The organism is Pectobacterium parmentieri, from assembly GCF_001742145.1.
In the GTDB taxonomy this organism is placed as follows: domain Bacteria; phylum Pseudomonadota; class Gammaproteobacteria; order Enterobacterales; family Enterobacteriaceae; genus Pectobacterium; species Pectobacterium parmentieri.
Genome location: NZ_CP015749.1, coordinates 3,370,605 through 3,394,739, shown reverse-complemented (window position 1 = coordinate 3,394,739; position 24,135 = coordinate 3,370,605). Strand labels below are relative to the sequence as shown.

General features: G+C 51.6%; 26 protein-coding genes and 1 tRNA gene. 10 read left to right on the top strand and 17 right to left on the bottom strand.

The window, feature by feature from the left end; genetic code table 11:
• Positions 1-65: 65 nt before the first annotated feature.
• Positions 66-141: transfer RNA gene (locus A8F97_RS15380), tRNA-Phe, on the bottom strand.
• Positions 142-311: 170 nt separating this feature from the next.
• Between A8F97_RS15380 and A8F97_RS15375 the strand changes: the two genes are divergently transcribed.
• Positions 312-1,157, top strand: a complete 846-nt coding sequence (locus A8F97_RS15375) for an AraC family transcriptional regulator (RefSeq protein WP_033070873.1) — start codon at positions 312-314, stop codon at positions 1,155-1,157.
• A gap of 35 nt (positions 1,158-1,192) precedes the next feature.
• Positions 1,193-1,783, top strand: a complete 591-nt coding sequence (locus tag A8F97_RS15370) for a LysE family translocator (protein ID WP_012822474.1) — start codon at positions 1,193-1,195, stop codon at positions 1,781-1,783.
• Here A8F97_RS15370 and A8F97_RS15365 read toward each other — a convergent pair.
• The 5 genes from A8F97_RS15365 to aspA form a co-directional block, all read right to left on the bottom strand.
• Complete coding sequence (locus A8F97_RS15365; protein WP_012822475.1) at positions 1,780-2,355, bottom strand: transcriptional regulator; 576 nt, start codon at positions 2,353-2,355, stop codon at positions 1,780-1,782. The two genes, A8F97_RS15370 and A8F97_RS15365, sit on opposite strands and share 4 nt — an antisense overlap.
• Positions 2,356-2,397: 42 nt before the next feature.
• Entirely contained in the window at positions 2,398-4,149 is a 1,752-nt protein-coding gene (locus A8F97_RS15360; RefSeq protein ID WP_025919587.1) for a protein-disulfide reductase DsbD, read from the bottom strand.
• Positions 4,125-4,457 carry a divalent cation tolerance protein CutA gene (cutA, locus tag A8F97_RS15355; RefSeq protein ID WP_012822477.1) on the bottom strand — a complete coding sequence of 111 codons (333 nt, stop codon included), beginning with the start codon at positions 4,455-4,457 and terminating at the stop codon, positions 4,125-4,127. Before cutA ends, A8F97_RS15360 begins: the two co-directional genes overlap by 25 nt.
• A 131-nt stretch (positions 4,458-4,588) precedes the next feature.
• On the bottom strand, positions 4,589-5,890 hold the full coding sequence (locus A8F97_RS15350; RefSeq protein WP_033070874.1) for an anaerobic C4-dicarboxylate transporter: 1,302 nt from the start codon (positions 5,888-5,890) through the stop codon (positions 4,589-4,591).
• Positions 5,891-6,008: 118 nt separating this feature from the next.
• Positions 6,009-7,448, bottom strand: a complete 1,440-nt coding sequence (gene aspA, locus A8F97_RS15345) for an aspartate ammonia-lyase (protein WP_012822479.1) — start codon at positions 7,446-7,448, stop codon at positions 6,009-6,011.
• 500 nt (positions 7,449-7,948) lie between these two features.
• Between aspA and A8F97_RS15340 the strand changes: the two genes are divergently transcribed.
• The 5 genes from A8F97_RS15340 (at position 7,949) to ubiA (ending at position 12,327) form a co-directional block, all read left to right on the top strand.
• Positions 7,949-8,419 carry an FxsA family protein gene (locus tag A8F97_RS15340; protein ID WP_014698701.1) on the top strand — a complete coding sequence of 157 codons (471 nt, stop codon included), beginning with the start codon at positions 7,949-7,951 and terminating at the stop codon, positions 8,417-8,419.
• A 236-nt stretch (positions 8,420-8,655) separates the two neighbouring features.
• Positions 8,656-8,949, top strand: coding sequence for a co-chaperone GroES (locus A8F97_RS15335; RefSeq protein WP_005971295.1), 294 nt, complete (start codon positions 8,656-8,658; stop codon positions 8,947-8,949).
• A 45-nt stretch (positions 8,950-8,994) separates the two neighbouring features.
• Positions 8,995-10,641 carry a chaperonin GroEL gene (gene groL, locus A8F97_RS15330; protein ID WP_005971297.1) on the top strand — a complete coding sequence of 549 codons (1,647 nt, stop codon included), beginning with the start codon at positions 8,995-8,997 and terminating at the stop codon, positions 10,639-10,641.
• Between the two features lie 276 nt (positions 10,642-10,917).
• Complete coding sequence (gene ubiC, locus A8F97_RS15325; protein ID WP_012822481.1) at positions 10,918-11,451, top strand: chorismate lyase; 534 nt, start codon at positions 10,918-10,920, stop codon at positions 11,449-11,451.
• A gap of 12 nt (positions 11,452-11,463) precedes the next feature.
• Entirely contained in the window at positions 11,464-12,327 is an 864-nt protein-coding gene (ubiA, locus tag A8F97_RS15320) for a 4-hydroxybenzoate octaprenyltransferase (protein ID WP_012822482.1), read from the top strand.
• A gap of 140 nt (positions 12,328-12,467) precedes the next feature.
• Here ubiA and plsB read toward each other — a convergent pair whose 3' ends face one another.
• The gene (plsB, locus tag A8F97_RS15315; RefSeq protein ID WP_033070875.1) at positions 12,468-14,936 is read right to left on the bottom strand and encodes a glycerol-3-phosphate 1-O-acyltransferase PlsB; all 2,469 of its coding nucleotides are present in this window, start codon (positions 14,934-14,936) and stop codon (positions 12,468-12,470) included.
• A gap of 128 nt (positions 14,937-15,064) precedes the next feature.
• Here plsB and A8F97_RS15310 point away from each other — a divergent pair, with 128 nt between their 5' ends.
• Together A8F97_RS15310 and lexA are read left to right on the top strand one after the other, a co-directional pair.
• Positions 15,065-15,430, top strand: a complete 366-nt coding sequence (locus A8F97_RS15310) for a diacylglycerol kinase (RefSeq protein ID WP_012822484.1) — start codon at positions 15,065-15,067, stop codon at positions 15,428-15,430.
• Positions 15,431-15,540: 110 nt separating this feature from the next.
• Complete coding sequence (gene lexA / locus A8F97_RS15305; protein WP_005971310.1) at positions 15,541-16,149, top strand: transcriptional repressor LexA; 609 nt, start codon at positions 15,541-15,543, stop codon at positions 16,147-16,149.
• Between the two features lie 29 nt (positions 16,150-16,178).
• On the opposite strand, the gene zur is transcribed toward lexA, so the two are convergent.
• Complete coding sequence (gene zur / locus A8F97_RS15300; RefSeq protein WP_033070876.1) at positions 16,179-16,688, bottom strand: zinc uptake transcriptional repressor Zur; 510 nt, start codon at positions 16,686-16,688, stop codon at positions 16,179-16,181.
• Between the two features lie 106 nt (positions 16,689-16,794).
• Positions 16,795-17,493, bottom strand: coding sequence for a pirin family protein (locus A8F97_RS15295; RefSeq protein WP_033070877.1), 699 nt, complete (start codon positions 17,491-17,493; stop codon positions 16,795-16,797).
• 112 nt (positions 17,494-17,605) lie between these two features.
• Between A8F97_RS15295 and A8F97_RS15290 the strand changes: the two genes are divergently transcribed.
• On the top strand, positions 17,606-18,502 hold the full coding sequence (locus A8F97_RS15290; RefSeq protein ID WP_005971317.1) for a LysR family transcriptional regulator: 897 nt from the start codon (positions 17,606-17,608) through the stop codon (positions 18,500-18,502).
• Between the two features lie 71 nt (positions 18,503-18,573).
• Here A8F97_RS15290 and A8F97_RS15285 read toward each other — a convergent pair whose 3' ends face one another.
• The 8 genes from A8F97_RS15285 to exuR all read right to left on the bottom strand — a co-directional run bounded on the left by A8F97_RS15285 (position 18,574) and on the right by exuR (position 23,968).
• Positions 18,574-19,569, bottom strand: coding sequence for a glutathione S-transferase family protein (locus A8F97_RS15285; protein ID WP_033070878.1), 996 nt, complete (start codon positions 19,567-19,569; stop codon positions 18,574-18,576).
• Between the two features lie 107 nt (positions 19,570-19,676).
• Positions 19,677-20,072 (bottom strand): DoxX family protein, encoded by a 396-nt coding sequence (locus A8F97_RS15280; protein ID WP_012822487.1) that lies wholly within the window; start codon positions 20,070-20,072, stop codon positions 19,677-19,679.
• A gap of 274 nt (positions 20,073-20,346) precedes the next feature.
• Positions 20,347-20,637, bottom strand: coding sequence for a YqjK-like family protein (locus tag A8F97_RS15275; protein ID WP_033070879.1), 291 nt, complete (start codon positions 20,635-20,637; stop codon positions 20,347-20,349).
• A complete protein-coding gene (locus A8F97_RS15270) occupies positions 20,634-21,029 on the bottom strand; it encodes a phage holin family protein (RefSeq protein WP_005971324.1) in 396 nt (131 codons plus the stop codon). The genes A8F97_RS15275 and A8F97_RS15270 overlap by 4 nt, the downstream gene beginning before the upstream one ends.
• Before the next feature lie 13 nt (positions 21,030-21,042).
• The gene (locus A8F97_RS15265) at positions 21,043-21,348 is read right to left on the bottom strand and encodes an ElaB/YgaM/YqjD family protein (protein ID WP_005971326.1); all 306 of its coding nucleotides are present in this window, start codon (positions 21,346-21,348) and stop codon (positions 21,043-21,045) included.
• 276 nt (positions 21,349-21,624) lie between these two features.
• On the bottom strand, positions 21,625-22,020 hold the full coding sequence (gene mzrA, locus A8F97_RS15260) for an EnvZ/OmpR regulon moderator MzrA (protein ID WP_012822489.1): 396 nt from the start codon (positions 22,018-22,020) through the stop codon (positions 21,625-21,627).
• A 2-nt stretch (positions 22,021-22,022) separates the two neighbouring features.
• Entirely contained in the window at positions 22,023-22,706 is a 684-nt protein-coding gene (locus tag A8F97_RS15255) for a DedA family protein (protein WP_005971331.1), read from the bottom strand.
• A 485-nt stretch (positions 22,707-23,191) separates the two neighbouring features.
• Positions 23,192-23,968 carry a transcriptional regulator ExuR gene (gene exuR, locus A8F97_RS15250; protein WP_005971335.1) on the bottom strand — a complete coding sequence of 259 codons (777 nt, stop codon included), beginning with the start codon at positions 23,966-23,968 and terminating at the stop codon, positions 23,192-23,194.
• Positions 23,969-24,135: the final 167 nt, after the last annotated feature.

Sequence of the window (24,135 nt, the reverse complement as noted above, 5' to 3'; positions counted from 1 at the left end):
TTTCACGCCAACTTATTGAATCGCAACAACATAGGGATTGATAAGGAAGCATAAAAAAGGAAAGGTGGTGCCCGGACTCGGAATCGAACCAAGGACACGAGGATTTTCAATCCTCTGCTCTACCGACTGAGCTATCCGGGCAACGGGGCGCATTAAACCTTAATCCCGTATGATCGTCAACCCTATTTAGGGAAAAGCTGTTCAACTGCTTAACTTTACGGCAATCTGACGGCGGGATGTCGATTTTGCACAAATCTTCCAGATAGATGCGTATGAAGTGGCAATGCTGATAGCGAAAAGAGGGGAGCGATATGGCGAAAGACTGGCTTGAGCTACGTCAGCATGCAGATACGGGGATTGAAACGATCAAGGCGCACTTTGAGGGGCATGCCTACGATCCACACTGGCACGACAGCTACCTCGTGGGGGTGACCCTTTCCGGCACGCAGCAGTTTCACTGCCGCCGTGAGCGGCATCGTAGTCGTCCAGGTGACGCATTTTTGCTGGAACCGGGTGAAATTCACGACAGTGATGCGCCGGTCGATGGCGGGTTTACCTATCTGACGTTTTATCTTGACGAGCAGTGGCTGACCAATGCGCTGCACGGCTTGCATGAGTCCACTCCCGGAAGTTACTCACTCCATTTTGCGCAAACACTGACTCGCGAGCCACAGTTGGTTCGTTCGATTGGCGATACGTTCACCACGCTTCACAACGATGAGATGAAAATTGTGCAGCAGAGCACCATGGATAATCTGCTCTTGCAGATCACTGCGCATTGCCACTGGCGAAAAAAGCTACCATCACAGTTGCAAAGCACAGCAGTGGCTCATCGCGCACGCGATTATCTTTATGCGCATGTGGGCGAAAATATCGGCCTGTCTGACCTCGCCCGGGAGACGGGCACCGATCGCTTCACGTTGACGCGCTGCTTTAAACGTGAATTTCATCTGGCTCCGCACGCCTGGCTTATCCAACTTCGTTTGGCGAAAGCACGGCAGTTACTGGCATACGGCGATCAGCCTGCCGATGTGGCTGCGGCCCTGGGTTTCTCCGATCAAAGCCATCTTGGTCGCTGGTTTCAGCGGGCATATCGGATCTCGCCTGCCCATTACCGTCGGTTATGCACAAACCTTCCAGACGTTTCCAGAAGATAGCGGCACAGTCAAGGCTCTTAAAAAAGGAGTGACCTGTGAATTTGATGCCGTTTCTGCTGTTTGCGTTTATTGCCTCGATAACGCCGGGGCCAACTAATATCCTGATTCTGACCAACAGCCAGCGCTATGGCGTGAGAAATACGCTACCTGCGGTGGTCGGTGCCTGTGTGGCAGCAAGTGCTATCGTACTGATTTCAGGGGCTGGTGCGGGGGAAATACTGCGTCAGTATCCGGTCATACGTCAGGTGATGAGCTGGGCGGGTGTGCTGTGGCTAAGCTGGATGAGCTGGCAGTTATTCAGAGCGCCAGCGGCTAATCTCTCTGGCAAATCGCACAACCGTTTTACGGCGCGCGCCGCGGCATTGTTACAGGTGATTAACCCGAAAACGTGGATGATGGCATTGGCCGTCGTCAGCCTGTTCACCCCTGCGGGGGATCGCGTGTTGCGGGATGTATCGATAATGGCGCTGTGGTTCTTGATTATCTCTATGGCGTGTTTGGTGTGCTGGGCATGGCTGGGGAAGGCCGTGAATAGGGTGTTTCGCACCACCGTTGCAATGGTGCGCTTTCAGCGCCTGATGGCGCTGTGTCTGTTCGTTTCAGCCTGGGTCGGAATGCTCGCTTAGGTCAACGCCCCACCCTTGCGGCACAGCGCGAAGCGTAATACATCTTCTGCCAGCCGTTGGGCGGTGGCGATGCTGGCGGCCTGATGCTTGACCAGCAGGTTGCTTAGGCAGCCTTCCAGAATCAGTTCCATCTGTTGTGCTACCATCTCGGGATCGTCGGTTTCCAGCTCTTCCAGCAAATCTCGGGTGTAGCGGTAAGAAGCCTGCTTCTGCTGTTCTGCAATTTGGTGGATAGGGTGATTGATATCAGGGAAGAAGCTGCACGCGGCGATAAACAAGCAGCCAGGATAACGCTGTTTGTTCACCGACTCATGCAGTACCTGATAGCGCGCCAGCAGCTTCTGCTCGATGCTTTTCTCGTCGTCTAATAGCAACTGACGCCGCCAGGTATCGACCTGTTGGCTGTGATGGCGCAGGCCGTCGTACAGCAGCGCCTCCCGATCCGGCCAGAATGGCGTCAGTTCCTCTACAGGAACCCCCAGTTTCTCCGCCAGCATATCCAGTGTTGTTGTGGCAAATCCGTGCTGCTCCAGTAGAGTAAGCGCATGTTCAAGAACATCTTCCCGTTGCATTAGGTCTCCTCCAGAAGCACAAAATCGAATAGAAAGTGTCGTTTATGGGCTGAACTTCCGCAAATGTGCCTGAAATTGTTCAGCGTTCATAAAACCGGTGACGCGCGCGCCGGGGATCTCTTTCCCTTGGGCGTCAAAAAACACGATGGTCGGCAACCCTAAAACCTGTAGCTTTTTCAGCAGCGCGTTCTGTTCTTCACGATTGGCGGTGACATCCGCCTGTAGCAGCGTGATGCGCGACAGATGGTTTTGCACCGCCGGGTCGCTGAACGTGTATTTCTCAAACTCTTTGCAGGCCACGCACCAGTCAGCGTAAAGATCGAGCATAACAGGCTGAGCGCTCTTTGCCAGCGCGCTGTTGAGATCGGCAATATTAGCGACAGGAGCGAAGTTCAGTGCTGATGTGTGGGCTTGCGCCACGCCAGCCGGAGGAAATATCCAGTCTTGCAGCGGTTTGGCGCTGATCACCACGCCTGCCAGCAGCAGTAGCTGTACGCCACGTATCCAGCCTTTGCTGCTGCGCAGCGTCAGCATGAGCGCCCAGCCGAAGAAGGCGATACCCAGTGCGCTCCACAGCCGCATTCCCCACGTTTCACCCAGAATGCGTTCCAGCAGGAAGACCGGAAGCGCCAGAATAATGAAACCAAACGCTTCCTTAACGTACTGCATCCACGGGCCGCTGCGTGGTAGCAGTTTATTGCCGAACAGCGTGACCAGAATGAGCGGCAAGCCCATGCCAAGTGCGTAGAGATAAAGTGTGCCGCCACCTGCCAGCATGTTGCCGCTCTGGGCGATGTAAAGCAGGATGGCGCTAAGCGGAGCCGTGGTGCAGGGGGAGCAAATTAGCCCTGCCAGTGCGCCCATACAGAATACGCCAGTAACTGAGCCGCCTTGCTGACGGTTACTCCACTCTGTCAGCCGGGTTTGTACCGATGATGGGAGTTGGAGCGTATAGAGGCCAAACATGGACAGCGCTAGTGCGGCAAACATCACCGACAGGCCAATCAGGATAGCTGGATGCTGGAGCGCCGCCTGGAAGCGTAATCCGGCGGCGGCGACAACTAGCCCGAGCAGCGTGTAGGTCAGCGCCATACCCTGAACATAGGTCATCGACAGCAGCAGCGTGCGGCGCGGTGTTAGCTGTTCTTTTCTACCCAACACCAAACTGGCAATCAGCGGATACATCGGTAGGACGCAGGGGGTAAAGGCGACGCCGATGCCAATCAACAGCGCCCACCACGGCGAGAACGGCATCGGCGTGGTCTGCGGCGGTACGGTCTGGTCTAATGGTCTTGCCTTGTCTGATAGGGTATTGAGCGGCGCGTCGCTGCTCGTGGTAGCAAGCACCTGGCTGAGGGGAACGATGCGCGTTTCCGGCGGATAGCAGAAACCCGCATCGGCGCAGCCTTGATAGGTCACTTTGACCGTTGCACCGCTCTCGGCCTGTTCAATCGGAACCGCTAGCTCCAGCCGATCCCGTAGAATAAAGACCTGACCGAAGAACTCGTCGTTATGGCTTTCGCCTTGTGGCAACTCCACCTTGCCAAGCGTGGCGTCGTTCCCTTCGATCTTGATTTGCGCACGGTACAGGTAGTAATCGGGATGGATATCCCAGCGCAGATTAAGCTGGTTCCCCTGTTGCTGAAACTCAAAGGCAAAAGCGCCATCGACGGGCAGAAACCGTGACGTCGTACTGTTGCCAAACAGTTTCTGACCAAAAGAGGAAGCGGCCACATTCGGTGTACCGACAGCCGTCCATAACAGGAAAATCAGCGTAAAGATGCGTTGAGCCATGTCAGATAATCGCCATCGCCCCTGGATACCGGCAGGACGAGCAGCTCTGGCGTATCATAAGGGTGTTGTTGTTTCAGGTGAGTCAGCAGTGCTTGCTGATGTGAGGTATCGCTTTTTATCAGCATTTGTACTTCTGATTGCTGTTCGAGCTTGCCGTTCCAATAGTAGAGCGAACGTGCACCGGGCAACAGCGTGACGCAGGCGGCAAGCCGCGTTTCCAGCAGCGAGTTGGCAAGTTGCTGCGCACAGGCGTCGTCAGGTGCGGTACATAATATGACGACGGCATCGCAAAGCGGGCGGTCAGACATCATATCCTCCGTGTCAGATGAACAAATCCCAGACAACCAGAACCACACTATACCTTGCTTTATTTACGTGAGGAAATGATACGGATCGACGCGTCAGGTCGATCCGCGAGGGGCTGCCTGAAAGGCAAGCTTTAGATCAGGATGCTGCCAAGGATAAAGCCAAATATCACCGACAGCGTGATGGCTATGACGCCAGGAATAAGGAAGGAGTGGTTAAACACAAACTTGCCGATACGCGTTGAGCCGGTGTCGTCCATCTCTACCGCCGCCAGCAGGGTCGGGTAGGTTGGTAGAACGAACAAGGCAGAAACGGCAGCAAAGGACGCCACTGCCGTGACCGGAGATACGCCCAGTAGAAGCGCTGCGGGCATCAGTGCTTTCGCCGTTGCCGCCTGAGAGTAAAGTAGTGTGGCAGCGAAGAACAATACGACGGCCAGCATCCACGGGTAGCTTTGCAGCAGCGCACCAGCGGTGTCCTGAATATCTGAAATATGCGCTTTAACAAAGGTATCACCCAGCCAGGCCACGCCCATCACGCAGATACAGGCGCTCATGCCGGACTTAAACGTGCTGGCGGAGAGAATACGTGAGGTGTCGATTTTGCAGGTGATGCAAATCAGCGTAGCGATGGTCAGCATGAAAACCACAATCGCCTCGTTACGTGGCAGAACCGGGTTCTGAATCAGCCCAACGGTGCCGCTGATTGCCGTCGCATACAGAACGACAGCAACGATACCAATCAAAAATAGCACCACGGACAGCTTTGCCCCCGGTTTGATCTCATGTTGGCTATTGCCGCGCAGCGTAGTTTCGCCTTTTTTCAGACGTTCCTGATAAATCGGATCGTCTTTCAGCTCTTTACCCAGGAAGTTGGTCACAATCGCCGTCAGCATAATCGCTGCCAGGGTGGTAGGAATGCAGATCCCCAACAGCAGCAGGTAGCTGACGCCATGTGGTTCAAGAATGCCGGCGACAAACACCACCGCCGCAGAGATTGGCGAGGCGGTAATCGCTATTTGCGATGCGACAACGGCGATGGAGAGTGGGCGAGAAGGGCGAATACCTTGCTCTTTAGCGACCTCGGCGATAACGGGCAGGGTGGAAAACGCGGTGTGCCCGGTTCCCGCCAGGATCGTCATGAAGTAGGTGACCAGCGGCGCGAGGAAGGTGACGTATTTCGGGTGCTTACGTAGCAGTTTCTCCGCCAGGCTGACCAGATAATCCATTCCGCCCGCCACCTGCATGGCAGCGATGGCAGCGATAACGGCCATGATAATTTCAATCACATCAAAAGGGATTACGCCGGGCTTTATCTGAAACCCTAGCGTAAGTACCAGCACCCCTAGGCCACCGGCGAAACCAATGCCGATGCCTCCTAGTCGTGCTCCCAAATAGATGGCGAGCAGAACGATGAGTAACTCAAGACCAAGCATGACTATGCTCCTTAATTAATAAAAAACTCATAACTTATTCTTATGGCCGTAGACGGCAAAAAATAAAGGCACGGCGTTCTTCGTGAACGGACGTGCCTGTAGGTATTAGGTGTTGGTGTTAGGGAAGCTCGTTTTCATCAGTGTAGCGTTTGGCTTTGTACGCTGGGTGCATCAGGTTCTGGATGGAGAAAATGTCATCCAGCTCAGCTTCTGTCAGCAGGCCACGCTCCAGTACGACTTCACGCACGCTCTTGCCTGTTTCCGCACAGATCCTGCCGACGATGTCGCCATTGTGGTGGCCGATGAACGGATTCAGGTACGTCACAATGCCGATGGAATTGAAAACATAGGCCTCACAGACGCTCTTATTGGCAGTAATGCCGTTGACGCATTTTTCCAGCAGGTTGTAGCAGGCATTGGTCAGGATGTAGGTCGATTCAAACATCGCCTGACCGATAACCGGCTCCATCACGTTTAACTGTAATTGCCCGGCTTCCGATGCCATGGTGACGCAGGTGTCGTTGCCGATGACTTTGAAGCACACCTGATTGACCACTTCTGGCACCACGGGGTTAACTTTTGCGGGCATGATCGAAGAGCCTGCCTGTAACTCCGGCAGGTTGATTTCATTCAGTCCAGCGCGAGGGCCTGAAGAGAGCAGACGCAGGTCATTACAGATCTTCGATAGCTTCACGGCCAGGCGCTTCAGAGAACTGTGCACCATGACGTAGGCGCCGCAGTCTGACGTGGCTTCGATCAAATCTTCTGCCGGCACGCACGGCAGGCCGCTGACTTCCGCCAGACGTTGCACCGCCAGTTGCTGGTAGCCGTCCGGCGTGTTCAGACGCGTACCGATCGCCGTGGCCCCCAGATTGACTTCAAGCAGTAGTTCCGCTGTGCGCAGCAGGTTTTTGATCTCTTCCTGTAACAGCACGTTAAACGCATGAAATTCCTGACCGAGTGTCATCGGCACGGCATCTTGTAACTGGGTTCGACCCATTTTCAGAACATCTTCGAATTCGTTGGCTTTGCGCTCGAAGCCATCGCTCAACTTCGCTATCGCATCTGTCAATTTCAGTATGGCCGCGTAGACCGCAATACGGAATCCGGTGGGGTAGGCATCATTGGTGGACTGACATTTATTCAGGTGGTCGTTAGGGTTCAGATACTGGTATTCACCTTTCTGGTGGCCCATCAGCTCCAGACCAATATTGGCTAATACTTCGTTGGTATTCATATTGACCGACGTACCAGCGCCCCCTTGATAGACATCTACCGGGAATTGATCCATGCATTTGCCGTTATTCAGCACGTCATCACAGGCGCGAATAATAATGTCGGCGATTTTTTTCGGGATCGTTTGCAGCTCTTTGTTCGCCAGCGCGGCGGCTTTCTTCACCATGACCATACCGCGCACGAACTCAGGAATGTCACTGATTTTATTATTACTAATATAGAAATTTTCGACGGCACGTAGCGTGTGAACGCCATAATACGCGTCTGCGGGAACTTCTCGGGTGCCTAACAGGTCTTCTTCAATACGGATGTTTTCTGACATGAGAGTGCCTATCCTGTTGTGCGACTAGTGATGCAACTAGACGTTGTGGGCTGGTTATCGCTCGAAAAACAGTTATCTCAGAAAAGTAGTTATCTCAGAAAAATAGTGTGGCTTCGGATAAACCGTCTTATATCGGCAATCATCTTGGGATGTTTGACCAACCAGATATCCATTGCCGTGAGGATATGTTGTTACGATAGTTAAAAACAGGTGTTTAGATCACTATACTGACGTTCTCTACCGCTACGGTAAATGAACTGTGATTGTAGTCACGAGTCACTATTTTAGAACAACAATCGTGAAGTGGCGGCTTGAAAATAGGCAAAGGCGCACCCATTTAACTAAATCATGATATGCCGGATCGCAGAACAGAGCGTGTACTTTGCCTAATCCATTGGGAGTAAAACGTATCTGGATTTGCAATCGCGATGGCTTAACACGTTTTCATTAATACGCGTGCTTATTAACGACAGTACGCGTAAAAAACACAGGAGAACCGGGTGCGCTGGTTACCGTTATTACTGATTTTTCTTTTAGCTTACATCGAGATATCGCTGTTTATTCACGTGGCTGACGTGCTGGGTGTTGCCATGACCTTGCTGCTGGTAGTTTTCACGTCCTGCTTGGGCGTCTCGCTGGTGCGCAATCAGGGGATGAAAACGCTGGTGCAGATGCAGCAGAAAATGGCGGCAGGCGAAAGCCCTGCTGCTGAAATGGTAAAAAGTGTGTCACTGGTGCTGGCAGGTTTCCTGCTCCTGATCCCTGGCTTCCTGACTGACTTTCTGGGGCTGTTGCTATTGCTGCCGCCGGTGCAGAAAAGCCTGACGCTCAAACTGATGCCTCACCTGCACATCTGGGGTTCCGGCTCCGGTGCAGCGCCTTCCGGTGGGAACACCTTTGAAGGTGAATACCAGCGTAAGGATGGCGGGCGCGGAAATATTGAACACCGGGACGATCGGGATGACCGCTAACGTCGCGACAGTTTGAAAAATCGCTAAGGATTATCATGTTGATAATCCTTATTTTTTATCTGCTATCGGTAATACATAGCCGCCTAACGCAAAAAAAATGAATTGTCTCCCTTGAAGGGCGATTAAACGCCCCCACTTAAAACACCACAAGGCCGATTATGAAAACATAGTCGTTATGAAAACATAGTCGGCGTTTATCCTAAACCGATATGGACTTTCTCAAAGGAGAGCTATCAATGAATATTCGTCCATTGCATGACCGCGTGATCGTCAAGCGCAAAGAAGTTGAGTCAAAATCTGCTGGCGGTATCGTACTGACTGGTTCCGCTGCTGGTAAATCTACCCGTGGTGAAGTTCTGGCCGTAGGTCACGGACGTATCCTGGAAAATGGCGAAGTGAAGCCGCTGGATGTGAAAGTGGGCGACATCGTTATTTTCAATGATGGCTATGGCGTGAAAGCAGAGAAGATCGATAACGAAGAAGTGTTGATCATGTCTGAAAGCGACATTCTGGCAATTGTTGAAGCGTAATTGCGCGTAATCATCTGAACTGAACGAATTTAAGGGAAATACACCATGGCAGCTAAAGACGTAAAATTCGGTAATGACGCTCGCGTAAAAATGCTACGCGGCGTGAATGTACTGGCTGATGCAGTGAAGGTTACCCTGGGCCCGAAAGGCCGTAACGTAGTTTTGGATAAATCCTTCGGTGCACCGACCATTACTAAAGACGGCGTATCTGTAGCGCGTGAAATCGAACTGGAAGACAAGTTCGAGAACATGGGCGCACAGATGGTGAAAGAAGTTGCCTCTAAAGCGAATGACGCAGCAGGCGACGGCACCACGACCGCAACCGTATTGGCGCAGGCAATCATCACTGAGGGCCTGAAAGCTGTTGCAGCGGGCATGAACCCGATGGATCTGAAGCGCGGTATCGATAAAGCTGTTATCGCTGCTGTTGAAGAGCTGAAAACACTGTCTGTACCGTGCTCTGACTCTAAAGCTATCGCTCAGGTTGGTACCATCTCTGCTAACTCCGACGAAACCGTAGGCAAAATGATTGCCGAAGCCATGGATAAAGTCGGTAAAGAAGGTGTTATCACCGTTGAAGAAGGTACCGGTCTGCAAGACGAGCTGGACGTGGTTGAAGGTATGCAGTTTGACCGCGGCTACCTGTCTCCGTACTTCATCAACAAGCCAGAAACTGGTGCTGTAGAACTGGAAAGCCCGTTCATCCTGCTGGCTGACAAAAAAATCTCCAACATCCGCGAAATGCTGCCAGTACTGGAAGCCGTAGCGAAAGCGGGCAAACCGCTGGTTATCGTTGCTGAAGATGTTGAAGGCGAAGCGCTGGCAACGCTGGTGGTTAACACGATGCGTGGCATCGTGAAAGTGGCTGCGGTGAAAGCTCCGGGCTTCGGCGACCGTCGTAAAGCGATGCTGCAAGATATCGCTACGCTGACTGGTGGTACCGTTATCTCTGAAGAGATCGGTCTGGAACTGGAAAAAGCGACGCTGGAAGATCTGGGTCAGGCAAAACGCGTTGTTATCAACAAAGACACCACCACCATCATCGATGGTACGGGTGAAGAAGCTGCGATCCAGGGCCGTGTTGCTCAGATCCGTCAGCAGGTTGAAGAAGCAACCTCAGATTACGACAAAGAAAAACTGCAAGAGCGTGTGGCTAAACTGGCTGGCGGCGTAGCCGTTATCAAAGTTGGCGCAGCAACTGAAGTTGAAATGAAAGAGAAGAAAGCACGTGTTGAAGATGCCCTGGCTGCGACTCGCGCTGCGGTAGAAGAAGGCGTGGTTGCTGGTGGTGGCGTGGCGCTGGTTCGCGTTGCAGCTAAACTGGCTTCTCTGACTGCTCAGAATGAAGACCAGAACGTGGGTATCAAAGTTGCGCTGCGCGCGATGGAAGCTCCACTGCGTCAGATCGTTTCCAACGCTGGTGAAGAGCCATCTGTGGTTGCGAATACCGTTAAAGCGGGTGAAGGTAACTACGGTTACAACGCGGCAACGGAAGAATACGGCAACATGATCGACTTCGGTATCCTGGATCCGACCAAAGTTACCCGTTCTGCGCTGCAATTCGCGGCTTCCGTTGCTGGTCTGATGATCACCACCGAATGTATGGTCACCGACCTGCCTAAAGGCGATGCGCCTGACTTAGGTGCTGCTGGTGGCATGGGCGGTATGGGTGGTATGGGCGGCATGATGTAATGTGGCACCCTTGTCGCCGGAAGCCATTTTCCGGTGGCAGGACGTCAGGTTACAGAAGTACGTCTTTCTGTCCCTTAAAGAGCACTATCCGGTTGCGATACCGGGTGGTGCTTTTTTTATGCGTTACACATTGAGTCCCATTGCTGAAATGTTGCCGTATCGTTGATGAATGCCTTTATAGCGTGTTATCGAGAGAACCATTCTGCGCTACAATAGGGACGCTTACTTTATTTACGAATGCTTTATTGATAAGCGACCCTGTCTGGAGTAGGGACAATGTCTGACGATGCGTCAACGCTTCTGCGCACCATATCCTGGTTTACTGAACCCCCTTCGGTATTGCCTGAACACATTGGTGACTGGCTGATGGAAACCAGTTCCATGACGCAGCGGCTTGAAAAATACTGTGCCCAACTGAGGGTCACGCTTTGTCGTGAGGGGTTCATTACGCCACAGGCGTTGGGCGAAGAGCGCGATCAACTCCCGCTTGATGAACGTTACTGGCTACGTGAAGTTGTGCTGTATGGTGACGATCGCCCCTGGCTTTTCGGTCGAACGATTGTCCCACAACAGACACTTGAAGGTGCCGGTGCGGCTTTGACGAAAATAGGTAATCAGCCGTTAGGTCGTTATCTGTTTGAGCAAAAATCGCTGACGCGTGATTACATTCATACCGGATGCTGCGAAGGCTTATGGGCGCGGCGTTCCCGCCTGTGTCTTTCTGGGCATCCGTTACTGTTGACTGAGCTTTTCTTACCGGAATCACCGGTTTATTACACACCCAGTGATGAAGGTTGGCAGGTAATTTGAGGAGATAAATCCTTGGAAAGAAGTGTTACAGCAGGGAAATGGCTGGCTTATTGTCGCTTGATGCGAATTGATAAACCGATAGGTTCTCTGTTACTGCTGTGGCCAACGCTATGGGCGCTGTGGCTGGCAGGAGGGAGAACACCTGCACCGTGGACGCTCTTTGTTTTTGTCGCTGGTGTTTTCTTAATGCGAGCAGCGGGCTGCGTTATCAATGATTATGCCGACAGGCATTTTGACGGCCATGTAAAACGTACCGCTTCTCGCCCATTGCCCAGCGGTGAGGTGAGCGAGCAATCTGCCAAAGTTCTGTTTGTGGTGCTGGTCTTACTGGCGTTTGGTCTGGTGTTGACGCTGAATAAGATGACGATCCTGCTGTCTGTCGCCGGTCTGGCTCTGGCGTGGATTTATCCGTTTATGAAACGGGTCAGCCATCTGCCTCAGTTTGTGCTGGGGGCGGCATTCGGTTGGTCGATCCCCATGGCCTACGCGGCAGTCAGTGAAAGCCTGCCCGTGACCTGCTGGATGATGTTTTTGGCGTATATTTGCTGGACGGTGGCTTACGATACGCAATATGCGATGGTGGATCGTGATGACGATCTAAAGATCGGCGTGAAATCTACTGCGATCTTATTTGGTCGTTTTGACAATATCATCATCGGGTTGTTGCAGCTTAGTATGCTGGCGTTGTTATTGGCTTTGGGATACATCACCGGACTGGGAACCCCCTACACTATTTCTCTGCTGGTGGCTGGTGGGATGTTTGTCTATCAGCAAATACTGACTGCTGGGCGTGAACGTGATGCCTGCTTTAAGGCATTCCACAATAATAAATATGCAGGTATGGCGATATTTATCGGTGTGCTGTTCGGTCTGTAAGGTAGACAGTAGAGACAAAAAAGCAGCGATTTCTCGCTGCTTTTTTTATGACGGAATGTTCGGTGACGTTTATTATGCTAAACGCATCCACGGCTTGATGGGGGCATGTTATCCGCCATTTTCCCGTTACTCCGGTCTGGCTATTCCTGCTTTGCCTCTTCCACCGCCTGACTGGCTGTTTCCATTTCGGTGGATGAGCTGGCGCTTTCGATAGTCAACCGAACTTCTGGAGTGATCAGATCGCCAAGGATGCTGTAGATTGCCATAATATCGCCTTGCGCTGCTTCCGCACTGTCGGTGATATACCCGGCTGTGCGTAACGTGGCAACCAGCGTCGAGAACACCGCTTTATCAAAAAACTCCGGTGCATTAATACCGTGCAGAACGGACAGACGTTGTGCCATATTCCGGCTTTCTTTTTCCAGCGTTCCACGATTGATTTCTGGATTTGCACATAGCAAAGACAGTGTAATCGCATAACGTTGCAGTGTTTCACGCACGCCAGCAGACAGCAGTTGTAGTGTGCGGATGCGTGGCGGATTGATGGCTAATTCGCCATCACGGCTGCACAGTAACTGTTGTCGAATCAGTTCATTAGCTAGTGTTTCCAGCACGTCCGGTAATTGCTCTTTGGAATAATGCAGGAACAACTCGGCTTGCAGCAGCGGATAGATTAGCGTGATTTGTTGCACGACGTCGGCAAGTGTAATCCGACGATGATGGATGACGATGCTGGCGATCAACGACGGTAAGACCAACAGATGCTGGATGTTATTGCGATAATACGTCATCAGAACCGCCTGCTCGCGCGGCAGAATGATGATATCGCCAATGCTGTCCTTCTCCACTTCGAATTTGTTCATGCTCAGCGCGTGTTCCAGCAATTCATTCGCTGTCTTTTTGGGAGCCGTAATATCCTTGTGGTAAGGAGTTTGACGCAGCAGTTGCAGGTAGCAATCGAGCTGTTCGTGCATTTGCTCACGCGTCAGTGAACGCTGTCGCGATGCTAATAACGCCGTAGAGCACAGGTTCATCGCGTTTGCTGCCGCCGAATTATTGATGCGCACCATGATATCCATAGAGATATCCTGCACTGTCGGCGTTAGCCAGCTTGGACGCTGCGCCTCGATGGGATCAATCGCATCACGCCACTGAGGTACATGCTGGTTCAGATAGGTTGTCAGCGGGAGCGGTTCACCGAAGTTCACATAGCCCTGACCCAGGTTACGCAGTTTGCGCAGACCGCGTACCATCTGCATAAAGCCTTCTTTTTCCTTCACCGCGCCGCGCAACTCTTTCGCATAAGTGCCGACTTCCATCACGTGTTCGTAGCCGACATAAATCGGCACCAGTGTGATAGGGCGCGTGCCGCCTCTGAGCATGGCCTGAATGGTCATGGCCAGCGTGCCGGTTTTGGGATCCAGAAGACGCCCCGTGCGGGAACGCCCGCCTTCCATGAAGTATTCAACTGAATAACCACGGGCAAACAGCTCGCCCAGGTATTCGCGGAAAATCGTGGAATAGAGTTTGTTACCTTTGAAGGTTCGACGAATAAAGAACGCGCCAAGACGGCGGAAGATCGGGCCCGCCGGCCAAAAATTAAGATTAATACCTGCGGCGATGTGCGGCGGGACTAAGCCTTGATGGTACAGGACGTAGGACAGCAGCAGATAATCCATATGGCTACGGTGGCAGGGCACATAGACAATGCCGTGACCATCCTGCGCCAGTTGGCGAACGCGTTCGGCGTTATGAACGTTGATCCCCTGATAAAGGCGGTTCCACGTCCAGCTCAATACGCGATCCGACAGTCGCACCGCTTCGTAGGAGAAATCGGCGGCGATTTCTTCCATCAGCGCAATCGCATTTTGCTGCGCTTTCTCATGAGAAATCTTCTTACTGCGAGCCTCATCGTCTACGGCTTTCTTGATCGCTTTGGAATCCAGCAACTTGTTAAACAGGTCCTGACGCACCGGCAAGCGTGGGCCAACAGCCGCTAAACGCTGGCGAGAGAAGTGCATACGCGCGACGCGCGCCAGTTTGTGGGCTATGGTTTTGTCAGTGCCATGCTCGGTTGCCATATAGCGCAGCGACACCGGGCTGGAGAAGCGGACAAAGCTGTCGCGGCCTAGCCACAGTACGGCAAAGAATTTTTCGATACCGTTGAGTAACCGCAGGTGTGGCGTGGCCTGAGAATGACCTTCCCGACCTGGAGAGCGCCCAAACATCACGGAAACGGGCACCATCTGCACGTCTAAATCTGGATTGGCGCGATGCAGATCCAGATAGTCGTGGAATAGCTTGACGGATTTCTGCTTGGGAACGTAATAACGGAAGACACGCGGCCCGTCATTAATAAAGACGTGGCTAGGGAGTTCAACGCCATTGAATTCGAACGGTTGCGAGGGATCGGGTAAGCCCAATGCCAGACATTTCGCGCGTAGCGTCAAGAGATCCGCCTGAGAGTTATAAGGCAGAACATAGAGTATAGGACGTGAGGGATCTAACCCCAACTCGACCACTGGATCTGCGGGAATAACTTTGCTTTTTACCAGCAGTTTCAGCGGGAGATTCAATAGTTTATAGTAAATTTTACGCCAACCTGACATAACAACGTGGAGCCTCTTGTTAGCAATTCGCCGCAAGGATACCAGAAACTGCGTCGGAGATCTGTGGTGATGAGACAACGTAAGCGCGTTAAAATGCGAATTATTTAGAGTATAAAAATGGAGGATAAATGAATAAAGCAACGGGGATGACCCGGATTATTAAGGCTACCGGTTATTCCCTTAAAGGGCTGAAGCAGGCGTGGCAGCACGAGGCGGCGTTTCGTCAGGAAACGATACTGACGATTGTCGGCGTTATTATTGCTTGTTTACTGCCGGTTACGCTGGTTGAGAAACTGCTGCTGATTGGTTCTGTGGTATTGATTATGCTGTTTGAACTGGCTAACAGCGCCATTGAAGCCGTCGTCGATCGCATTGGTTTAGAGCACCACGAATTGTCCGGTCGTGCGAAAGATATCGGGTCGGCGGCTGTCTTTGTTGCCATCTTGTTAGCCGCTGTTGTATGGGGCAGCATCCTCTGGCAACATTTTGCCTGACGCCCCGCATAAATGAATAAAAGTCAGGGGCTTTGCCTATATCTCGATTCCCAATTGTGCCTTACCTGTATATACTCACAGCAAGACTGTATAAACAACCAGGGGGCGGAATGAAAGTATTAACAGCAAGGCAGCAGCAGGTTTATGACCTGATCCGCGATCATATTGCGCAAACCGGAATGCCGCCAACGCGGGCGGAAATTGCCCAACAACTGGGGTTCCGCTCTCCGAATGCGGCTGAAGAACATCTGAAAGCGCTGGCGCGTAAAGGCGTTATTGAAATTGTATCGGGCGCATCTCGTGGTATTCGTCTGCTAATGGAAGAAGAGACAGGTATTCCTCTGGTTGGTCGTGTGGCCGCAGGTGAACCCTTGCTGGCACAGGAACATATCGAATGCCGCTATCAGGTTGACCCTGCCATGTTTAAACCTAGCGCCGACTTTTTGTTGCGTGTCAGCGGTATGTCAATGAAAAATATTGGCATTATGGATGGCGATTTGCTGGCCGTACATAAAACAGAAGATGTGCGCAACGGCCAGATTGTGGTGGCGCGTATTGACGATGAAGTGACAGTGAAGCGCTTGAAGAAGCAGGGGAATACGGTGCATCTTCTCGCTGAAAATGAAGAGTTTGCCCCTATCGTTGTCGACCTGCGTCAGCAAAGTTTTTCGATAGAAGGCTTAGCGGTTGGCGTTATTCGTAACAGCGACTGGAGCTAGCCGTTAGCAAAAAACGATAGCCCTTGGGGCTATCGTTTTTTAATCGGAACAGTATGGTCGTGATCGCAATGATCCGGCTGCTTGCATGATGCCACTTCCTGACAGTCCCCACATAACCCATGAGCTTCCACAACGCTGTGACGCAGCGTAAATCCTGACTGCTGCGCTAAGTTACGTAGCGTTTCTTCCACACCCTCGGTTTGACGTTCAGTGACTTGTCCACAGCGATCGCAGATGAAAAGGGCAGACGTATGGCTGTGGTCTTCGATGTGGTGGCACAGCACATAGCTGTTGTTTGATTCAACGCGATGAATGAAGCCTTGTTCCAGCAGAAAATCCAGGGCGCGATACACGGTAGGCGGTTTAGCCTGAGGTTCAGTGAGTCGCAGAAGATCCAGCAGGTCATACGCGCTGATCGCACCCGCCTGTTGTGCCATAAGGCGTAAAACCTCCAACCGCTGTGGCGTTAGACGCACCGCGCGCTGCTGACAAATCTGTTCAGCCTGGGCAAGAAGTTTGTCCTGTTTGGTTGAATCCATTGTCATATCACCCTGACACATTGAGGAACAAGACGGATATCTTACCACGACTGAATAAAAACGCCGAGTGAGCGGCGTTTTCCTACGAAGGTGACGGGAAGAAGAACTACACGACCAGATCGATGAGCAGTGCCCGCAAAGGAGTGTCTGCCTGTAGCGTCAACGCTGTTTCTTCCTTGATGAAGGCACCATCGCCGCAGTGTAATGTTTCACTGTGCTGGCCACCGTTCACCGTCGTTGAACCGTGAATCAGTTGGAGATACGCCTGATTTCCCTGTAGCACTATCGTGCTTTGTTCATCCGGTTGGAGATCGACATGGTGGATCCAAACCTGTTGGCGCAGTTGCAGGCTATCTTGCTCGCCTTCCGGTGAGGCAAGCAGAGTATGATTTGATGAATTGAGTCCCATGCGCTGCAATGGGATGTTCTCTCTGGTCTGGCAGGCGTTCAGCCATAATTGCAGCCGTGTTAACGGCTTGCTGGCGCTGGTATTATGTTCGCTGTAGCTGACGTTTGGCTGAGTGGCGAGCAACAAAACATCGCCAGCTTTAGCCTGAATATGGCCGCCGTTGCTGTCACGGTATTCTGCTTCGCCCTGAAGAATAATGTTCAGGATATCAACCCGTGGGTAGGTGCGCGGCTGGAATGATGCCCCCGGTGCCAGTACTTCCTGATTGAGCACGCGAAGAGAAGCATAGCCCAGCAACTGTGGGTCAAAATAGTGACCGAAAGAGAAAGTATAGCGTGCCTGCAACCAGCCATAGTCGGCTTGGCCGCATTGCCCCGCTGCTCTTCGTGTGATCATAATTTTTATCCCCCAGATAATTATTTCTTAAACCGATAGTAATTGTGTGGACGTTGGATTGTTAGCTAGTTAATCTGGTCGGTATATTCAAAATTCCTGAATGAGTACGAAGATGGCGAGAGAACGAGCATTGACGCTGGAAGCCCTGAGGGTGATGGATGCGATCGATCGTCGTGGCAGCTTTGCCGCTGCGGCAGACGAGCTGGGTAGGGTGCCTTCGGCACTGAGCTATACCATGCAGAAACTGGAAGAAGAGTTAGATGTGGTGTTGTTCGATCGCTCCGGGCATCGTACTAAATTCACGAATGTCGGACGCATGCTGCTGGAACGTGGGCGTATTTTGCTGGAAGCCGCAGATAAGCTCACCACCGATGCGGAAGCGCTGGCTCGCGGTTGGGAAACGCACCTGACGATTGTGACGGAAGCCCTGATTCCAACTCAGCGGATTTTTCCCCTAATCGATAAACTGGCGCTCAAAGCAAATACGCAGGTATCGATTCTGACGGAAGTGCTGGCAGGGGCGTGGGAGCGTCTTGAACAAGGGCGTGCCGATATCGTGATTGCGCCAGACATGCATTTTCGTGCGTCTTCTGAGATGAATACCCGCAAATTGTACACGATGAACAACGTTTACGTCGCTAGCCCAGAGCATCCCATCCATCAGGAGCCTGAGCCGCTGTCGGATGCGACTCGTGTGAAATACCGTGGAATTGCCGTCGCAGATACCGCGCGTGAACGTCCAGTTCTGACCGTGCAATTGCTGGATAAGCAGCAGCGTCTGACGGTGAGCTCGCTAGATGATAAACGACGTGCATTGCTGGCTGGATTAGGTGTTGCAACCATGCCTTACCCGATGGTGGCGCAGGATATTGCCGAAGGGCGTTTACTGGTGATTGGGCCAGAACATCAAATGGAAAGTCAGATTATTATGGCGTGGCGACGAGACAGCATGGGCGAGGCGAAATCCTGGTTCCTGCGGGAAATTCCCAAATTGCTGAACCAACCCTAAATTCCACGCTTTTCTGCGGCAAGGTGTGGCGGTCACACCTTGCCTCAGCACTTCATGCGTTACGTAAAACTTTAGTATAAATCGACAAACGTCTTATCACGCTGATGAGGTTGGTTCAAATCTTGCTCTGGACCCAGAGAAATCACGCCGTGCGGATTAATCGTACCGTGGCTGCAATAATAATGATGACGAATGTGCGCCATATCGACGGTATCAGCGATACCGGGCATCTGATAAATATCACGCAAAAAGCCGAACAGATTGGGATAATCGCTCAGGCGATATTTATCGCATTTAAAATGTGTGTGATAGACCGGATCGAAACGGATCAACGTCGTCCACAGTCGCAGATCGGCTTCGGTTAACTGCTCACCGGTCAGATAACGCTGTTTTGCCAGAATGGCTTCCAGATCGGATAGCGCCGCGAAAACGGTGGTGGCAGATTCATCGTAGGCCGACTGGCTCGTCGCAAAACCGGCTTTGTAAACACCGTTGTTGACCTTGTCGTAAATCCAGCCGTTCAATTCGTCAATCTGAGTACGTAGCGCTTCTGGGTAGTAATCTCCGGCTGTTGCGCCTACACCATCAAAAGCGCTGTTCAGCATACGGATGATATCTGCGGATTCGTTACTGACGATAGTATGTTGCTCAGTGTCCCACAGGACGGGAACAGTCACACGACCGCTGTAGTCCGGTTTGGCATGAAGGTAGAGTTGGTAGAGAAATTCGTGCTGATAGAGCGAGTCACCCGTCGCGGCCTCAAAATCGGTACCGAACGTCCAACCGTGATCGAGCATGAGTGGATGAACTACCGAAACCGCGATGTGATTTTCCAACCCTTTCAACTGGCGCATTAACAGCGTTCGATGCGCCCACGGACAGGCGAGTGAAACATACAGGTGATAACGGCCAGACTGAGCGGGAAAGTTGCCTTTGCCAGTGAGGCCAGGGGAACCATCAGGCGTTACCCAATTGCGGAATACGGATTCTGAACGTTTAAAGTGACCGCCGGTAGATTTGGTTTCATACCAGGTATCGTGCCATACGCCGTCAACCAATTGTCCCATAAATCCTCCCGTTAGTGAGTGATGATAAGAAGACGGCAAGCCTTGTGTGCTTGCCGTCTAATTCATATTCGATGATTAAGTGTAGTACAGGCCAGAAAAGGCTTTTCTTACCACTTTTTGCCCAGCAGACGGTCGATGCTGAATGCGCCTGGGCCAGTTACCGCCAGCAGGAGGTAACCACCAGCGATGGTCAGGTTTTTCATGAACATCAATTGGTTCATGCCTTCCGCAAAGTTAGAGTGGAAAAGCAGAGCTGTCAGCAGCGTAAAGCCCGCGGTAAACAGCGCGACGGTACGAGTCAACAGTCCGAACAGAACCGCCAGACCACCACCCAGTTCCAGCAGAATTGTCAGCGGCAGCAGGAAGGTCGGTACGCCCATTGCCTGCATATATTGTTGTGTGCCCGCATAGGCATCACCCAGCTTACCGTAACCTGCAACGATAAACAGAATTGGCATTAAGATACGTGCAACCAGTAGTGCAGTGCTTTCTAAATTTTTCATCATCTCTCCAATTAATTTTGTTGTGGGCTATATGGCCCTGTTGTGTTTGTTGCAGCAGGTGTTGTCTGAAAATTTGGCCCGCCATCAGGTTATGGGCAGATAGTATAGGGAGATGATTTGTGCTACCAGCGAGTATAATTGTTGTTTTATTTCAGAAAAATTGATGTTTGGTTAAATTGTTAAGAACGCGCTGTCATCGCGTGAGCGCGTTAGGCAAAAAGTGAGATGAAAAGTGTCTAATAGGGAAGGCAAATAACCGATGCAACAGAAGGCATTACGGACGTTGGTCAAACGTTTTGCGTACGAGTCGGAATGTCCCCCATAGCCCGGCAAGGCGGCGTCCCCAGCGGATCATGCGGCTAGGGTGGCGCACGCCATAGAGCGCCACGAGGCTGGAGCCAGCGATCCAGTATTTACGCCACTGCATCAGGCTTTGCCAGCCACGATCGTAACGGGCGGTGCTATCCAGCCAGTGTTTCTTACCCGCCGCTAAATCCAACCGTTGCTGCTGTATCTGGCGCAGTAGTTGGGCTTTTTCTCTATCTTGTCGCTGGCGTTGGTTCACTTGGCATCCTCCTCCAACAGCGATCTGTCGGTTGCCAACTCCTTACGCGTCGCTTTGAGCAAGGTCGAACGGCGTACTTTCAGGAGTGTCCATATGCCGCCTATCAGCGCCAGCCCAAGCAATGTGGCGGTAATACACCCCAGCGCAAAGAGGCGATATTGTGGGTCGATGCCCCAGATGATCAGCGCTATCAGGCTCATAATGCCAAAAGCGGCAAAAAGCAGCGTCAGGCCGACCATAATCAGCAACTGAATCAGATTGGCTTTCTCTTCCTCTAATTCAATCACGGCCAATCGGACGCGGCTTTCCACCATACTGACAATAATGGAGATGATGCGCTGAGCAGAAGCCATGACCCCGCTTGCGGGGCCTTGTTGTGATTTATCCGTCATAGTAATCGGTTAATTAGCGACGAGACAGTAGGACGCCAAGCACGACGCCGACTGCTGCGCCAATGCCGACACCAGTCCACGGGTTCTGGCGCACATAGTCATCCGCTGATTCAACGGCTTCTTTGGTTTGGGATGCGATGCGCTCACCGGTATCGCTCAGGCGGCTGCGGGTTTCTTTCAGCGCGCTCTCTGCCTTATTGCGCAACTTGTCCAGTTCCGCTTTAGATTTATCGCTGGAGGTGCTTAATACTTCTTCCAGCGTGTCCGCCAGTGATTTCAATTCGGCGCGCAGGTACTCAGAATTTTGATCTTTAGCCATATTAATAACCCTTCATGTTATAAACCTGAACGTTAACTATAGCTGAAGCTGAGATTTATGCCGCCCCAGATAGGTACGGACAATTCTGATAACTCGCTGTAAATTTTAGTGATTTGGTTTTCGAGGGCAAAATGAATCGTTGACGTGTGTTTTGTATGGGGCAATGCGTTGTAGCATCAGCGTGGTGATGCGTTATTGCTATGCAGCGCTTTCCGCCGTGCGCAATACCTACCCAGCCTCAGCCTGTTTTCTTTCATGCCGAGGTGTGTATCTACGTCATCCCAATTTGGATTGTTTCTGTGTCAGTTTTTGCTGCCAGAATGGTGTCGGCGTTGTCGCCTGCTGCGCAGTAACACTAACTTTAGGTAAAGACAAACGCAGGACATCTCTGGCTGCGATGCTCTGTTCTGGTGAGGCAAGACGGACGATCAGGCTATCTTGCTCTGGCGTAATGCTTTTGATCGCAATCCCTTTTTCATTGAGACGCTGATACACGTAAAAACCATCTGGCAACGCGGAACCCTCGTAGGGCTTGATATGTAGCATCGCATCATCTTGGGAATGGCGTAGTGATTGGGACTGCGTCAAGGCAATAAGTGGCAGAGCAAGCAAGAGCAGTATGCGCCCTACTTTTCTGGGGGAAAGCTTCGGGAATAGCCCGCGAATTGACACAGTTAGCGTCCTTTTTCTGCATTATTGGCGTTAGCATCACGCTTTTTACGCCAAAGTACAAAGAGCGATCCAAACAGGCCGACAAACAGCAGTACCAGCGGCAGCATCATCAGGCAGAACATGAGCTCGTCTTCATATTTCAGGAAGATCGTCGTTTTTCCTAAAGCGAAGCCCAGCGTAACCAGAATAAACACCCACAGGAATCCGCTCATCCAGTTGAAGAACTGAAAGCGCGCGTTATTCAGGCCCGACAAGCCTGCAATGGTAGGTAACAGCGTTCGGACAAAAGCCAGAAAGCGGCCAACTAAAAGTGCGGATAAACCATGGCGGTGGAAGAGTTGGTGGGCGCGTTGGTGATAGTGCGCGGGCAGATGTGATAGCCAGCCCTGAACAATTCCCGTATTACCAAGCCATTTCCCTTGGATATAGCTGGCCCAGCAGCCGAGGCTAGCGGCCGTCGTCAGTAGAAATATCGTAAAAGGGTAATTCATTGTGCCTTTGGCGACGAGAACGCCGACCAAAATGAGCAGGCTATCGCCGGGCAAGAACGCGGCGGGAAGCAGGCCATTTTCCAGAAAGATAATCAGAAACAACAATATATAGATGGTCCACACCAGCTTGGGGTCGGCTAAAATATCGAAATCCTGATGCCAGAGTGCGTTTAACAGTTCTTTGATTAATTCCATCCGGTATTCCTAATACTGCTGTTTCATTTTAGCCTTGGCGACAATCACGCTTCTGGACATGACAAGAGTGAATACAGTTATACCCGTCATATTTCACGTTATTTAGGGTATATCCGGGCACAGGATTATGATTTTTTTGATGATCTCTGCTTTTTTCTGCCCGATAGCGGCGCTGGTGTCTGACTTAATGCTCGCTTTTCGCTGCGAACCCGATAAACAGGCAGCTTAGGGATTGTTTGGTCTTGGCAGACTTTACGTCCGAAGCGATGGGTTAAGCGTAAGAAAGACACGTTAACTGTAACAAAATAGGTGTTACTGAGACAGGGAAATATTACGACAACCGAGGGGATTTAGGGGGATTTTTCGAAGAAGAGTTGAGGTTTCTGCGATATTTTACACTCGCTGACAGAAATCAACGTTTTCTGACCTTTTCCGTGCGTTCAAAAATGTCACCCCTCGTTCAAACACAAGGGGCAAAAAGCGTTTTAGGGTTTACCTGCGTGTATCTGGTCGAGATGAACGACTGGGTTCTCGGCGAACATATAGCGATCGACGTTAAATTCAAAATCATCCGTTGTGGCGCGAAATAGCATCTGTTTGGTATTTTCCAGATGTTGCCACATTGCCAGTTTGGCGGCGTAAGGATCTTTACGAATCAGCGCCTTAAGGATGCGGTCGTGTTCTTCACACCAGCTTTCAATGGACTTGTCGTCAATGTGCTCATGCAGTTTGCGCCAGTAGGGATTGTGGATCCGTTGGCTCCACATTTTCTCTACGATGGTTGCCATCGCGGAATTTTGCGTTGCCAGTGCGACCTGAACGTGGAATTTGAGATCCCACTGAGAATCACGGAAGCGATCTTCCTGACGCGCATATTCCTGAATCTCCATCAGTTGGATGATGTCCTGACGGGTCACCTGCGTGGCTGCAAATTCAGCAATGTTGCTTTCAATGAGTTGACGAGCCTGAAGTAGCTCAAACGGGCCAGCAGCGACGAATTCAATATCGCCGCTACTAACGAACGGATTCTTCTGCTGGTTGGAAATAACGTGAATACCTGAACCCTTGCGTACTTCAACGTATCCTTCGACTTCCAGCATGATGATGGCTTCACGCACTACGGTGCGGCTGACGTTCATTTCTTCAGAAATATAGCGTTCTGCCGGTAATTTTTCGCCGACCTGGTACATACCGCTTTCGATACGCTGTTTTAATTCTGCGGCTAACTGCTGGTATAGCCGCCTGGGTTCAGTGAGTGCCATGATAATGTCTACTCTCGATAGATGGCGGTCCATGTGCCACGTCAGGGCCTGAGTGTCTATCTCGTTAATCTTTGAGGGATGATTTGTTATACCACTTAATAACCGCAGCAACTAATGTTGCGGTCACAGTTATTACGATGTGTTACAAGGGAGGTGGCTCACCCGGA

Coding starts and splice junctions, on each gene's coding strand:
- A8F97_RS15375 (WP_033070873.1), top strand. CDS start 312: ATGGCGAAAGACTGGCTTGAGCTACGTCAGCATGCAGATACGGGGATT.
- A8F97_RS15365 (WP_012822475.1), bottom strand. CDS start 2,355: ATGCAACGGGAAGATGTTCTTGAACATGCGCTTACTCTACTGGAGCAG.
- A8F97_RS15360 (WP_025919587.1), bottom strand. CDS start 4,149: ATGGCTCAACGCATCTTTACGCTGATTTTCCTGTTATGGACGGCTGTC.
- cutA (WP_012822477.1), bottom strand. CDS start 4,457: ATGTCTGACCGCCCGCTTTGCGATGCCGTCGTCATATTATGTACCGCA.
- A8F97_RS15350 (WP_033070874.1), bottom strand. CDS start 5,890: ATGCTTGGTCTTGAGTTACTCATCGTTCTGCTCGCCATCTATTTGGGA.
- aspA (WP_012822479.1), bottom strand. CDS start 7,448: ATGTCAGAAAACATCCGTATTGAAGAAGACCTGTTAGGCACCCGAGAA.
- A8F97_RS15335 (WP_005971295.1), top strand. CDS start 8,656: ATGAATATTCGTCCATTGCATGACCGCGTGATCGTCAAGCGCAAAGAA.
- groL (WP_005971297.1), top strand. CDS start 8,995: ATGGCAGCTAAAGACGTAAAATTCGGTAATGACGCTCGCGTAAAAATG.
- ubiC (WP_012822481.1), top strand. CDS start 10,918: ATGTCTGACGATGCGTCAACGCTTCTGCGCACCATATCCTGGTTTACT.
- plsB (WP_033070875.1), bottom strand. CDS start 14,936: ATGTCAGGTTGGCGTAAAATTTACTATAAACTATTGAATCTCCCGCTG.
- A8F97_RS15310 (WP_012822484.1), top strand. CDS start 15,065: ATGAATAAAGCAACGGGGATGACCCGGATTATTAAGGCTACCGGTTAT.
- lexA (WP_005971310.1), top strand. CDS start 15,541: ATGAAAGTATTAACAGCAAGGCAGCAGCAGGTTTATGACCTGATCCGC.
- zur (WP_033070876.1), bottom strand. CDS start 16,688: ATGGATTCAACCAAACAGGACAAACTTCTTGCCCAGGCTGAACAGATT.
- A8F97_RS15295 (WP_033070877.1), bottom strand. CDS start 17,493: ATGATCACACGAAGAGCAGCGGGGCAATGCGGCCAAGCCGACTATGGC.
- A8F97_RS15290 (WP_005971317.1), top strand. CDS start 17,606: ATGGCGAGAGAACGAGCATTGACGCTGGAAGCCCTGAGGGTGATGGAT.
- A8F97_RS15285 (WP_033070878.1), bottom strand. CDS start 19,569: ATGGGACAATTGGTTGACGGCGTATGGCACGATACCTGGTATGAAACC.
- A8F97_RS15280 (WP_012822487.1), bottom strand. CDS start 20,072: ATGAAAAATTTAGAAAGCACTGCACTACTGGTTGCACGTATCTTAATG.
- A8F97_RS15270 (WP_005971324.1), bottom strand. CDS start 21,029: ATGACGGATAAATCACAACAAGGCCCCGCAAGCGGGGTCATGGCTTCT.
- A8F97_RS15265 (WP_005971326.1), bottom strand. CDS start 21,348: ATGGCTAAAGATCAAAATTCTGAGTACCTGCGCGCCGAATTGAAATCA.
- A8F97_RS15255 (WP_005971331.1), bottom strand. CDS start 22,706: ATGGAATTAATCAAAGAACTGTTAAACGCACTCTGGCATCAGGATTTC.
- exuR (WP_005971335.1), bottom strand. CDS start 23,968: ATGGCACTCACTGAACCCAGGCGGCTATACCAGCAGTTAGCCGCAGAA.